Below are 12,742 nucleotides of genomic sequence, written 5' to 3'. Positions count from 1 at the left end.
AGGAAAGACGCAATGACTGAATCTGCTCACCCAGATATCCACGTTCGCGGTGCGGTTGACCTTTCCGCATTGCAGGCAGCGAATCAGAAAGTTCCTGCTGACCGCCCCGCCCCTGCCGCGGGTGGCTATGTTGTTGACTTAACTGAGGAATCATTTTCAGCAGTGGTCCAACGGTCCACTGAAGTCCCTGTTCTCATTTACTTGTGGGTCAACGATGACCAAGGGTGCGTCACCATGGCGGACACTCTGGGCAACGTTGTTGAGAGTGCACAGGGCAGGTTGCTCCTGGGGCGTGTGGATGTTCAGGCTTGGCCGAGGATCGCTGCAGCGTTCCAAGTGCAGGATGTGCCAGCAGTTGTGGGTTTGATTGGTGGTCAGCCAGTTCCGTTGTTCGCCGGTGTGCAAGACGCCCAAACAATCGCTTCTGTTCTGGACCAGTTTTTGCAGGCAGCTGCAGCGAACGGTGTCACCGGTGTCATTGAACCTCAGGGGGATACCGGGCAGGAACCAGCTCACGATGCACAGGCAGAACCCGAGCCGCTTCCTCCCTTGCATCAAGAGGCGTTTGATGCCATTGAGCGCAACGATTTTGACACGGCGATTGCTGCGTACACGAAGGCGTTGAAGCAGGACCCCAAGGACACGATGGCCGCGGCCGGGTTGGCGCAAGTCTCTCTTCTCCAGCGCACCGCATCTGTTGATCTTGGGGAAGTTCGGTCTCATGCTGCGAATGCACCCGACGATGTCGATGCGCAGTTAGCTGTTGCTGATGTTGACATGATTGGCGGCAAAGTTGAGGACGCGTTGGATCGGCTGATCTCGTTGATCCCCTCGTTAACTGCTGAGGACCGCGAGCGTGTGCGGGTCCGGGTTGTTGACTACTTTGAGATTTTGGGAGCAGATGATCTTCGTGTTGCTCCTGCGAGGCGGCGGCTTGCTTCCGCGTTGTTCTAACCTCATCATCGCTGTGTGACTGGCACACAGCAGTGGGGGGCATCCACGTGGCGTGGATGCCCCCCACTGCTGTGGCACCTGTGTTAGTGCGACTCTGGGACGAGGTAGAGGACGCCTAATGGTGGGACGCGAATCACTGCTGAGTGGGATGCACCATCCCCCCAAGGGGTGTTGTCTGCTGCTATAGGCGATGTGTTACTCACCCCGGACCCGCCGTACACGCTGGAGTCAGTGTTGAGTTCTTCACGCCAGGTGCCGCCGTGGGGGAGGGGGACCCGGTAGTTTTCATGGGGGACTCCCGCGAAGTTCGCGATGACGACGACCTGGTCACCGTTGTGGGAGGTGCGGGTGAAACTCACCGTGTTGTGGTCGGAGTCGCGATATTCGAGCCACCGGAATCCTTCGGGGGAGTGATCGTTGTCCCACAGTGCGCGGTGCCTCTGGTAGAGGGTATTGAGGTCGCGCACCAGCCCGCGGACACGTGCGTGGGCCGGGTCATTGAGTGATCCCCATTCCAGGGACCCGCCTTCACGCCATTCGCCACGCTGGGCGAACTCGTTGCCCATGAAGAGGAGTTGTTTGCCGGGGTACGCCCATTGCCAGGCGAACAGTGAGCGGACGCTGGCGAACCGTTGCCAGTCGTCGCCAGGCATTTTTGTGAAGAGTGACCCTTTTCCGTGGACGACTTCGTCGTGGGACAAGGGGAGGAGGAACTGTTCGGAGAACGCGTAGGAAATAGTGTGGGTGAGCATTCCATGGTGCCACCGCCGGTTCACGGGTTCTTCGTGGAGATAGCGCAGGGTGTCGTTCATCCAGCCCATGTTCCATTTGAACCCGAAGCCGAGTCCACCAACGTGGGTGGGGGCGGTGACTTGGGGGAATGCCGTCGATTCTTCGGCGATCATCATGGTGCCAGGGTTTCGCCGGTAAGCGGTGGCGTTGGCTTCTTGCAGGAAAGCAATTGCGTCGAGGTTTTCGCGTCCTCCGTGACGGTTGGGGGTCCATTGGCCGTCAACGCGTGAGTAGTCGAGATAGAGCATGGAGGCGACCGCGTCGACGCGGAGAGCATCAATGTGGAACTCTTCCAGCCAGTAGGTTGCGTTGGCAACGAGGAAGTTGCGCACTTCGTTGCGACCGTAGTTGAAAATGTAGGTTCCCCAGTCAGGGTGTTCACCTTGGTGGGGGTCTGGGTGTTCGTACAAACAGGTGCCATCGAATCGGCCAAGTGCCCATTCGTCTTTGGGGAAGTGGGCGGGCACCCAGTCAAGGATGACGCCGATTCCTGCTTGGTGAAGGGTGTCGACGAGGTATTTGAAGTCGGCTGGGTTCCCAAACCGGGAGGTGGGTGCGTAGTAAGAGGTGACTTGGTAGCCCCATGAACCACCGAAGGGGTGTTCGGCTAGTGGGAGGAACTCGACGTGGGTGAACCCCATGTCGCTGATGTATTCGGTGAGTTGGTGTGCGGCGTCGCGGTAGTTGAGTCCTTGTCGCCATGAACCCAGGTGCACCTCGTAGATCGACATGGGTTGGTCGTGGGGATCGCGGGTGGCGCGGCGTGTCATCCAGGTGTTGTCACCCCAGGTGTAGGTGTCGTCAGCGACGATACTTGCTGTGGCTGGGGGAACTTCTGTGGCGCGGGCCAGGGGGTCAGCTTTGCGGAGCCATTGCCCATCCGCAGTGTAAATCTCGAACTTGTAGGGCGCACCGGGGCCGACACCGGGGAGGTAGAGTTCCCAGATTCCGGAGGAGCCGAGGCTGCGCATCGCGTGGGCGCGCCCGTCCCACCCGTTGAAGTCACCAATAACACGCACGGCGCGGGCGGTGGGAGCCCACACCGCCATGGCTGTTCCGGTGGTGGTGCCAAACGATGTGGGGTAGTTGCGTTGGTTCGCGCCGAGTGCGGTCCACAACTGCTCGTGTCGACCTTCGCCAATGAGGTGGAGGTCAAATTCGCTGATGGTGGGTAGGAACCGGTATCCATCGTCGCTGGTGTGCGTGGTGTCACCCCAGGTGGTGTCAACCTGGTATTCGGGGGCGTTGCCACCTGGCGCGGGGATGACGGCGACCCACACCCCTTCGTGTTCGTGGGTCATGGTGTGACGGTCGGTCGCGGTGATGAGGCTGACGCTGGTTGCCAGGGGGCGGGAGACACGAACGGTCGCCCATTGGGGTCCAGTCGCTTTGAGCGGGGGGTGGACATGGGGGCCAAGTACTGTGTGTGGGTCGTGGTGGGTGCCGTGTGCGATTGCGGTGAGTAGTTCACTGCTGATGGGTAACGGTGCAGGTGGGGTGTTCTGGGTTAGCGCCATGTTGTGTCCTTATGCTCCGATGTGTGCCTAGTCGCTTGCCGGGATCAGTGCGAGCCAGTAGAACTCGCGCGAGCCGAGCATGACGGGAAGGTTGTCGTTGTCGTCGACGGTGCCGATGGGTGACCCGCCAAACACATCGACTGCTGTGTAACCCGCTTTGCCGGGGATGTGGACTTTCCCGGACCGCGCAGTGGCAGCGAAGTTGACGATGCACGTAATGCTTTCGTCGTCGGTGTATCGGAGGTAGGCAAAGAGTGATTCGTCGTCGCAGTTCAGGGATGCGTATCCGCCGGCTCCAAATGCGGGGTGGCGTTTACGCACGGCGAGCATACCGCGGGTCCAGTGGAGCAGAGATGAGGGTTGTTCTACTTGTGCTTCAACGTTGACGGAACGGTAGTTGTAGACCAGTGATTGGACAACGGGAAGGTAGAGTTTGCCGGGGTCTGCGTAGGAGAATCCAGCGTTACGGTCGGGAGTCCATTGCATGGGTGTGCGCACAGAGTCGCGGTCGTCGAGCCAAATGTTGTCCCCCATGCCGATTTCGTCGCCGTAGTACAGGCAGGGGCTTCCTGGCAGGGATAGGAGGAGGGCGTTGGCCAGTTCGATTTCTTTGCGGTTGTTATCTAACAGGGGGGCGAGGCGCCGTCTGATTCCGACGTTGGCGCGCATCCGTGGATCTGGTGCGAACCACCGGTACATGGAGGCACGTTCTTCGGTGGAGACCATTTCGAGGGTGAGTTCGTCGTGGTTTCGTAGAAAGGTACCCCATTGTTGTCCTGCACTGAGCGCAGGGGTGTCATTGAGGATGTCAATGATTTGTTGTGCTCGACCGTCTTTGATTGCGTAGTAGATGCGCGGCATGACGGGGAAGTGGAAGCACATGTGGCATTCGGGTTCTTCGTCGGTGCCGTAGTAGTGGATGACGTCTTCTGGCCATTGGTTGGCTTCCGCGAGCATGATCCGACCGGGGAACTCGGTGTCGAGCATTCGGCGCAGGTCGCGCAGGAACGCGTGCGTTTCGGGAAGGTTTTCGCAGTTCGTTCCTTCTGCTTCGAAGAGGTAGGGCACTGCGTCGAGCCGGAAGCCATCGACTCCTTGGGAGCACCAGAATCGTGCCACATCGATCATGGCGTCACGCACGTCGGGGTTGTCAAAGTTGAGGTCGGGTTGGTGGTGGAAGAACCGGTGCCAGTAGTACTGGCGGCGTACGGGGTCGAAGGTCCAGTTGGACGTTTCGGTGTCTGTGAAGATGATGCGGGCGTCGGCGTAGCGGGTGTTGTCATCACTCCAGACGTAGAAGTCGCCGTAGGGTCCTTCTGGGTCGTTTCGGGAGGACTGGAACCAGGGGTGTTGATCTGAGGTGTGGTTCATGACGAGGTCGATGATGATGCGGATACCGCGTCGGTGTGCCTCGGTCATCAGTTCTTGAAAGTCCTCCATGGTTCCCAGTTGAGGGGCAATGGAGGTGTAGTCGGCAACATCGTATCCGCCGTCTTTGAGGGGGGATGGGTAGAACGGGGGAAGCCATAGACAGTCCACGCCTAACCATTGAAGGTAGTCGAGGCGGGCAATGAGTCCGCGTAAGTCACCGACTCCTGATTGGGTGGTGTCGGAAAATGCCCGAACGATGACTTCGTAGAAGACAGCTGTTTTGTACCAGTGCGGGTCGTTGGACAGCCCGGAGGTTTCTCCGGCAACGCCGGGAAATTGGCTGGCTGAGTGGAGGTAGGGGCTGGTCCCTCCAACGGTCGCTGGCTTGAGGAAGTCAGAATGTGATTGGGTCACAGTGGCCTCACGTGGATGATGTGTGCGCAGTTGGCAATGGGGTTGAGTCGGACAAACGCTTGACGCCCCCAGTCAAAGTGTTGTCCGCTCAACAGGTCATGTGCACGAAACACAGGGGTTCCTATGTCCGCGATGTCGTTGGATAGCCCTAAGGCTTCGAGGTCGAGCCACACGGTTCCTTCTCTGGTGTTGTGTGGATCAAGGTTGACGACGGTGATGATGGTGTTATCTTCCCCGTCGGCGAAAGCTGCCGGGAGGTGAGAAGAAAAGGCAAGAATGTTGTCATCACTGGTGTGGTGGACGGTGAGATTACGGAGTTGTTGAAGTGCTGGGTGTGTGCGTCGGATCGTGTTGAGCGTGGTGATCAGGGGTGCAATACCGATCTCGCTGGTCCGTGACCAGTTGCGTTGGGTGTACTGGTATTTTTCGTTGTCGATGAGTTCTTCTGCTCCCGGACGTGGTGTGCGTTCGGCGAGTTCGTATCCGGAGTAGATCCCCCACAGTGGTGATGCGGTCGCTGCAATGATCGCGCGGATGGCGAAGGCTGGGATTCCGCCGTGTTGGAGGTAGGGCGGCAGGATGTCGTGTGTGGTGGGCCAGAAGGAGGGGCGCATGGTTGAGCCGATTGGGCCGGACACTTCTTTGAGGTAGCTTTCTAGTTCTTGTTTGGTGTTGCGCCAGGTGAAGTAGGTGTACGACTGGTGGAACCCGATGGTCGCGAGGGTGCGCATCATCGCGGGTTTGGTGAATGCTTCAGACAGGAAGAGCACATCGGGGTGGTCTGCGGCAATGTCTGCCAGGAGCCGCTCCCAGAAGTTCAACGGTTTTGTGTGAGGGTTGTCCACACGGAATGCGGTGACGCCATGGGAGATCCACAACCGGATGATGCGGTTGATCTCTTGGTAGATCCCCTCTGGGTCGTTGTCAAAGTTCAGGGGGTAGATATCTTGGTATTTTTTTGGCGGGTTTTCGGCGTAGGCGATGCTTCCGTCAGCTCGTGTGGTGAACCAGTTGGGGTGTTCTTTGACCCAGGGGTGGTCCGGGGAGCATTGCAGGGCAATGTCGAGGGCGACCTCGAGGTTGTGGGACCGAGCGCGCTCGACAAAGTCGTCAAAGTCGTCGAATGTGCCCAAGTCAGGGTGGATGGCGTCGTGACCGCCTTCGGGTGACCCAATTCCGTAGGGGGAACCCGGGTCGTTCGGGCCTGCGTGCAGTGTGTTGTTGGGCCCTTTACGGTTTGTTGTGCCGATCGGGTGGATCGGGGTGAGGTAGATCGTGTCGAAACCCATGTCGGCGATGGCGCCAAGGCGTTCGCTCGCGGTCTGTAGTGTGCCAGAAACCCATGTTCCGTCGTCGGTGCGGTATGCGCCTTCTGAGCGGGGGAAGAACTCGTACCAGGAGTTAAACAATGCTTGGGGCCGGTGCACAGTCAACGGGTATGTCTGTGACGATGTGACAAGGTCGCGAAGAGGTGACCGGTACCGCATGATCGCGGTGATCTGTGGGGCAGTTGCTGCCTCAAAGCGGGTTTGTGGTGACAATGTTGTGTCGCGAAGGGCCGCGACAATGGAGCGCAACGCAGCTTTGTCTTCGGGTGTGATGCCGCGTTGACGTGCTGCGCGTTGGAATAACAGGACACCTTCTGCGCACATGAGTTCCGCGTCGATTCCGGCAGCGATTTTGACGCCGGCGTCGTGTTCCCAGGTGCCATAGGGGTCTGACCATGCTTCGACTTTGATTTTCCACCGTCCGGGTTCGGTGGGGGCGAGGAAACCCTGGAAGCGGTCAAGTCCTGGTGCGATATCGACCATGCGGGCTGTGTGGCGTTTCCCGCGGGGAGACAACAACACTGCTGTTGCCCCCACTGCGTCGTGACCTTCTCGGAACACTGTTGCCTCGATGGGGACCATTTCGCCGACAACGGCTTTTGCCGCCCAGCGGCCATGTGACACGGTCGGGCAGACATCGAGGATTGGTATCCTGCCGATGCCCGCGGCGGGCTGGGCGGTTGGGGAGCTCGTCACTGTTGCTGCACGTCGGCGTTGTGGAGTCACAGGATTAACGCTAGCCGAAACAGGCTGACTTTTCGCAGTGGTTGGGCAGGTGTTCCCCATCCGTGATCAAAAGGTCGCCAGCTGTGTGGCAGCCTGGTAACTTATCCCAGCGCATCAGCGGTGTAGACAGCAAGACTGAGCGCTTCGAGTACAACATTGTCGCCAGGTCCGTGCGCTTCTTCGCGCGTGTCGTCACCGGAAGTCGGTGATTCCCATTCCGAGGACCACTGGAGTTTCCATCGCCGTTCAGTATTGTGTACAGGCAGGGTGACAGCTGCTGAATCGAGCGTTCCGTTAATGATGACAAGAACATGGGGATCAGTGTCTGGTCCATATCCTGGGATACGCCCTCGGCGGAACATTTGCACAACCCGTGTCCCAGGGTCGTGCCATTGCTCATGGCGTAGTGGAGTGCCGTCGCTGGAATACCACCCGAGGTCTGGTTGGTGGTCATCATCGTGGGCTAGCGGCCCACCAGAAAAGAACCCATCGATGCGCAGTGCTGGTAGTTGCGCGCGCATCGACAGCAAGTGACGGACAGTGGCATGCAGGTCATCACGCCATTGGTTGGGCTCCCACTCAAGCCATGACACCTCATTGTCTTGGCAGTAGGCGTTGTTGTTGCCGTGCTGGGTGCGGCCACGCTCGTCACCAGCGGTCAGCATAGGGGTACCCGCGGACAGCAGAAGGGTCCCCAACAAGTTGCGCATCGACCGGCGACGCAACGAGGCAATCACATGGGCATCATCAGGGTCAACAGGCCCCTCCACACCGTGGTTCCACGACTGGTTGTCATTGTTGCCATCACGGTTGTTCTCACCGTTCTTCTCATTATGTTTGTGGTCGTATGCCACCAAATCCGCGACAGTAAAGCCGTCGTGCGCAGTCACAAAGTTCACTGACGCCACTGCGCCCCGCATGAGCGGAGGGTCAGAATGCCCAAAAAGGTCGGCTGACCCCGCCAACCGGGTCGCTAGTTCACGGACGCCACCTGCGTGATGCCCATGGGACAGTGACCGGGCGTCAGACAGCCAAAACCCGCGAACACAGTTTCGGTAGCGGTCGTTCCACTCCGCAAAAGGGGCGCCAAAGTTCCCGGTTTGCCACCCGCCCGGCCCCACATCCCACGGCTCGGCAATAATCTTCACCTGAGAAAGCACCGGATCAGTACGCAACGCAACCAAGAAAGGGTGATCAGGGGTAAAACCGGCGCTATCGCGCCCTAAGGTCACCGCTAAATCAAGCCGGAACCCATCCACCCCAAAAGTCGTCACCCAATACCGCATCGAATCCAACGCAAGTTGCACAACGCGCGGATGCGTGAAATCAAGAGTGTTCCCACACCCAGTGACATCAGCGAACTGCGCTGGGGTGGACCCATCGTGCAAGTAATACCCCGGTGCATCCAACCCGCGCCAGGACAGGTGCTGCCCCCCAGTACCACCCTCACAGGTGTGGTTGTACACCACGTCAAGAATCACCTCTAGGCCCGCCCGGTGCAACGACGCCACCATCTCCTGAACCTCACGGATCACCCCGTCCGGCCCAGCCTCCTTTGCAGCTGCCGTCGCATAATCCGCGTGCGGAGCAAAAAACCCCAGAGTGTTATAACCCCAATAATTCGTCAGCCCTTTCTCAATGAGGTGCGGCTCCGACACAAAAGCCTGAATTGGCAGCAACTCAACCGTCGTCACCCCCAGGTCCTTCAAGTACGACACCATCACCTCATGCCCCAACCCGGCATACGTCCCACGCAACTGCGGTGGAAGATCCGGGTGGCGCATCGTCACACCACGCACATGCGCCTCATACACCACAGTCTGCGCCCACGGAACATGCGGCCGCGCCACAACAGGCGCATCAGGAACATCCACCACAACCCCATGCGGAACAAGCGGCGCCGTATCCCGAGGGTCCGCTAAACCATGAATATTGCCATCCAACCGGTGCCCGTCAGCAAACTTCATCATGTACCCATAGGTCGACTCGTCATACGACAACTCACCCACGAGCCCACGCGCATACGGGTCCACCAACAACTTCGCCGGGTTGTGCCGCAACCCCAACCGAGGATTCCACTCACCGTGAACCCGAAACCCATAACGCGTACCCACCGGCACATCAGGGATAAAACCCCACCACACCCCATACGACGAGGCCGTCAACGGGTGCCGAACCTCCTCATAAGGCCACCGTCCCTCCTCAGCCTTATCACCAGGAAAAAGAAGACACACATCAACAGAGGTCGCATACGCAGCATGCACAGCAACATCAATCCCACCCTCACGAGGGCGCACACCAAGAGGAGGAAGAGGGACACGTAACGGACCAGCGGGCAAAGCGCTCATGACACCATTGTCGCAAACCTCAACCGGACCTCAACGTAACCGCCCGCCGAACCGTTGTAGTCTGGACCCTGGACCCGTCGGATCAACGAAAGAGTCACACGCGATGAGAATCGTGGTACCCGTCAAGCACGTCCCCGATATCCACTCTGAACGCCGCTTCACCGAGGAGGGGCGAGTGCAACGCGGCGCTGAACACGGCACACTGAACGAACTCGATGAAAACGCCATCGAAAGTGCCCTACAAATCGTCGAAGCACTCGGCACCGACCAACGCAACGCCCACGAAGTGATCGTCGTGACCGTTGGCCCAGCTGACGCTGAAAGCGCCCTACGCAAAGCCTTCCAACTCGGCGCCGACACCGGCATTCACGTCAGCGACCCCGCGCTCGCAGGCTCCGATGTCTTTGGCACCGCACGTGCCCTGGCGGGGGCGATTCGTCGCATCGAACACGAGGGACCTGTCGATCTCATCATCACGGGAATGGCGGCGTTGGACGGTTTGGGTTCTGTGATTCCCTCACTCCTTGCCGCTGAGTTGAGCCTGCCTCAGCTCACCCTCGCCACCCGCCTTGAGGTCAGTGACGGCATGGTTGAGATCACCCGTGACCTCGACGGCATCACCGAGGTGTTGACTGCCCCCATGCCAGCGGTGTTGTCTGTGACAGACCATGTCAACACTCCGCGGTACCCGAACTTCACGCTGATTATGGCGGCCCGAACCAAAGAGATCACTGCGTGGTCCCTGACCGATATTGATGTCTCGCCGCAGAGCGTTGGTGATGGTGCAGCGCGCACACATGTGACCAAGAGTGAGCCACGTCCACCCCGGGAGCAGATTCCTCCGGTTGTGGATAAAGGCGAGGGCGGGTTGGCTTTGGCCGCGTACCTCATTGACAACGAACTGATCTAAGGGGGCTGTGATGTCTGATCACGCCATTGTTGTTCTGCTTGACACAGCGGACACTCAACTCACTTCGGCGGGGTTGGAGTTGTTGACCCTGGCGAACTCGTTGGGTGAACCGGTTCCGGTGTCCTTCACGGAGCCTTCTGAGGCAACTCTTGCGCAGTTACGCGAGTACGGTGTGACTCGCACGTATGTGGTGGATTTCCCCGCCGAAGCCAGTTCCTGTGTGGCACCGGTTGCTGCCGAGGGTGTCCAGGCAGTTGTCAACGAGGTGCAAGGCCGAGTGGTGCTGGCGTCCCCAACATTCCAAAACAAAGAGATTGCTGCGCGGGCGGCGTATCTGCTTGGGGCTGGGTTGGTTATTGACACGGTCACGGTCGGTTTTGAGGGGGACGCGTTTGTGGGTTATAAGCGGGTGTTCGCCGGGAGCTGGGACGTCAATTGCACGGTGGTGACCGACGTGGCGGTAGCGACTGTGCGGGCCAACGCGGTTGTCCCGACACCGGTTGACGTGCCGTCGAGTCATGTGGATGTGCAACGGCTCACCGTTGTTCCCTCTGCGACTGCGTCCTCGACGGTGCTTGTGTCGCGCACGGTGCACCCTGCGATCCATGGTGGTGTCAACCGTCCACGTCTTGCTGAGGCTGCCTATGTGGTGGCAGGCGGTCGCGGAACGAACGGTGACTTCTCACACGTGGAGGAGCTGGCAGATGCGCTGGGTGGGGCAGTGGGCGCTACCCGGGATGCTGTGGATGAAGGCTGGATTGAGCACGATGCTCAGATCGGACAAACCGGGGTGACGGTGGCGCCACGCGTGTACATCGGGGCGGGTATTTCTGGTGCCCCACACCACCGGGGTGGTATGCAAGCGTCTGGCGTCGTTATTGCTGTGAACTCTGACCCGGATTGCCCGTTGTTTGACATTAGCGACTTCGCCATTGTTGGTGAGTTGCAAGATGTGCTCCCGCAGGCTGCCGCCGCGATCCGCGAGTACAAAGCGGCACAGTAGGGGACACATCGACTGGTGCGTGTGTGAGCGCAAGGTGGTGCTGGTGAGCGCCGCCTGGGGGCGCACCCGTTGCGCAGGGACGACCGGTGAGGGTGGGCATGTGGGCATTCACATGCCCATCCTTCGCTGGAATGGGCGTGATCAGGCAGGCGAGAGTGGTCCAAGTAATGCGGTGGCCCAGGCGTTGTGGACTGATTCGTCGTCACTAGGGTGAAACAGTCCAGCAAGGACGTCACGGTACAGGCGTGAGAGTTCATTGCGGGTGAAGTACGACGAGCCTCCTGACACGCGGATCGCTTTGTTGACAACGTCAAGGGCGGTTTCTGTGGCGCGCGTTTTTATTGCAGACAGTTGCGGGTACCACAACGGTCCACGGTCAATTCCGGCATCGAGATCCTGTGCGGCTTGACGAATTTGCGGGTGGATGGCGTCCAAGGCGATCGCAGCATCTGCGATGCGCCATCGGATTGCTGGGTCCTGGTCGTAGGTGGTTCCACTGGCTTTTGATGTGCGGGTGCGCGCGGTGGCGATGGCAAGGTCAAGGGCGCGTGTGGCCACGCCAGTGTAGACACTGGCGAGCAGGATTTCGAAGGTGGAGAAAATCGCGAAGATCATGGGGTCGGTGCTGGGGCCGGGTGGGAGTCGCCGGACGATGCGCGTGGCGGGTGCCAGCGCCCCATGAAGGTGGGTGGTGCAGGAGTGGGAGGCGCGCATGCCGAGCGTGTCCCAATCGTTGGCGACGGTCACCCCTTCCGGGTCCCGGTCCACGAACCCCCACACGTTCATAGGGTTGTTGGGGTCTGTGGTGTCAACCCCGAAGGTTCCCAGGCGAGTCCAGGCGGGGGACAGGGAGGTGAAGATCTTCGTTCCATGGAAGGTGTAACTACCGTCCTGGTGGGGGATCGCTTGGGTGTTTGAACCAAACAGGACAAGGTCGTTGCCCGCTTCGGACACCCCAAATGCGAACAGTTCGCCGTGGGCGGCTTCCTCGAGGACGAAGTCCATGGATGAGTCTCCGGTGCGGTGTACTGCTCGGGCGACTCCCACCCACACGTGGTGCATGTTGATGGCGAGTGCGGTGGCGGGGGCGGCCCCGGCAAGCGCCATTTGTTCGTGTGTCATGTCCTGGAGGCTGAGGCCGGAGCCCCCGAACACCGTGGGGACGAAAGCGGCAAGGTATCCGGCGTCGCGGAGTTCGGTGAGGTCGTCGTCGAAGAACGTGTTGGTGGCGTCGTAGTGTGCTGCGCGGTTGCGGATAGATTCGAGGGTGTTTTCGCAAAGAAATCCCACGTTGTGCTCCTTGTGTGAGGCATGGCGTTGGTTTGTGCAGGTCGTCTCGTTGGCATCGTACCGGTGCAGGGGATTGAATCAGATGTTGT

General features: G+C 59.5%; 8 protein-coding genes. 3 read left to right on the top strand and 5 right to left on the bottom strand.

Features of this window, described 5'->3' with window-relative positions; genetic code table 11:
• Window positions 1–12: 12 nt before the first annotated feature.
• Window positions 13–954, top strand: coding sequence for a tetratricopeptide repeat protein (locus JDEN_RS08735; RefSeq protein ID WP_015772004.1), 942 nt, complete (start codon window positions 13–15; stop codon window positions 952–954).
• Window positions 955–1,037: 83 nt separating this feature from the next.
• Here the strand turns inward: JDEN_RS08735 and glgB are convergent, their stop codons facing one another.
• Genes glgB through glgX form a run of 4 tightly spaced genes read right to left on the bottom strand, consistent with a single transcriptional unit; the run spans window position 1,038 to window position 9,450 of the window.
• A complete protein-coding gene (gene glgB, locus JDEN_RS08730) occupies window positions 1,038–3,263 on the bottom strand; it encodes a 1,4-alpha-glucan branching protein GlgB (RefSeq protein WP_015772003.1) in 2,226 nt (741 codons plus the stop codon).
• A gap of 27 nt (window positions 3,264–3,290) precedes the next feature.
• Complete coding sequence (gene treS / locus JDEN_RS08725) at window positions 3,291–5,048, bottom strand: maltose alpha-D-glucosyltransferase (protein ID WP_015772002.1); 1,758 nt, start codon at window positions 5,046–5,048, stop codon at window positions 3,291–3,293.
• The gene (locus JDEN_RS08720; RefSeq protein ID WP_015772001.1) at window positions 5,045–7,162 is read right to left on the bottom strand and encodes an alpha-1,4-glucan--maltose-1-phosphate maltosyltransferase; all 2,118 of its coding nucleotides are present in this window, start codon (window positions 7,160–7,162) and stop codon (window positions 5,045–5,047) included. The genes treS and JDEN_RS08720 overlap by 4 nt, the downstream gene beginning before the upstream one ends.
• A gap of 41 nt (window positions 7,163–7,203) precedes the next feature.
• The gene (gene glgX / locus JDEN_RS08715; RefSeq protein ID WP_015772000.1) at window positions 7,204–9,450 is read right to left on the bottom strand and encodes a glycogen debranching protein GlgX; all 2,247 of its coding nucleotides are present in this window, start codon (window positions 9,448–9,450) and stop codon (window positions 7,204–7,206) included.
• Between the two features lie 103 nt (window positions 9,451–9,553).
• Here glgX and JDEN_RS08710 point away from each other — a divergent pair, with 103 nt between their 5' ends.
• Entirely contained in the window at window positions 9,554–10,360 is an 807-nt protein-coding gene (locus JDEN_RS08710; RefSeq protein WP_015771999.1) for an electron transfer flavoprotein subunit beta/FixA family protein, read from the top strand.
• Window positions 10,361–10,370: 10 nt separating this feature from the next.
• The gene (locus JDEN_RS08705; protein WP_015771998.1) at window positions 10,371–11,363 is read left to right on the top strand and encodes an electron transfer flavoprotein subunit alpha/FixB family protein; all 993 of its coding nucleotides are present in this window, start codon (window positions 10,371–10,373) and stop codon (window positions 11,361–11,363) included.
• A gap of 141 nt (window positions 11,364–11,504) precedes the next feature.
• Here JDEN_RS08705 and JDEN_RS08700 read toward each other — a convergent pair whose 3' ends face one another.
• On the bottom strand, window positions 11,505–12,653 hold the full coding sequence (locus JDEN_RS08700) for an acyl-CoA dehydrogenase family protein (protein ID WP_015771997.1): 1,149 nt from the start codon (window positions 12,651–12,653) through the stop codon (window positions 11,505–11,507).
• Window positions 12,654–12,742: the final 89 nt, after the last annotated feature.

It is taken from the genome of Jonesia denitrificans DSM 20603, assembly GCF_000024065.1.
Classification (GTDB): Bacteria; Actinomycetota; Actinomycetes; order Actinomycetales; family Cellulomonadaceae; genus Jonesia; species Jonesia denitrificans.
This window is presented reverse-complemented; position numbering and strand designations above follow the sequence as displayed.

Excerpts from the sequence above, each read along its gene's own strand:
- glgX (WP_015772000.1), bottom strand. The coding sequence starts at position 9,450 with ATGAGCGCTTTGCCCGCTGGTCCGTTACGTGTCCCTCTTCCTCCTCTT.
- JDEN_RS08705 (WP_015771998.1), top strand. The coding sequence starts at position 10,371 with ATGTCTGATCACGCCATTGTTGTTCTGCTTGACACAGCGGACACTCAA.
- glgB (WP_015772003.1), bottom strand. The coding sequence starts at position 3,263 with ATGGCGCTAACCCAGAACACCCCACCTGCACCGTTACCCATCAGCAGT.
- JDEN_RS08710 (WP_015771999.1), top strand. The coding sequence starts at position 9,554 with ATGAGAATCGTGGTACCCGTCAAGCACGTCCCCGATATCCACTCTGAA.
- JDEN_RS08720 (WP_015772001.1), bottom strand. The coding sequence starts at position 7,162 with ATGGGGAACACCTGCCCAACCACTGCGAAAAGTCAGCCTGTTTCGGCT.
- JDEN_RS08735 (WP_015772004.1), top strand. The coding sequence starts at position 13 with ATGACTGAATCTGCTCACCCAGATATCCACGTTCGCGGTGCGGTTGAC.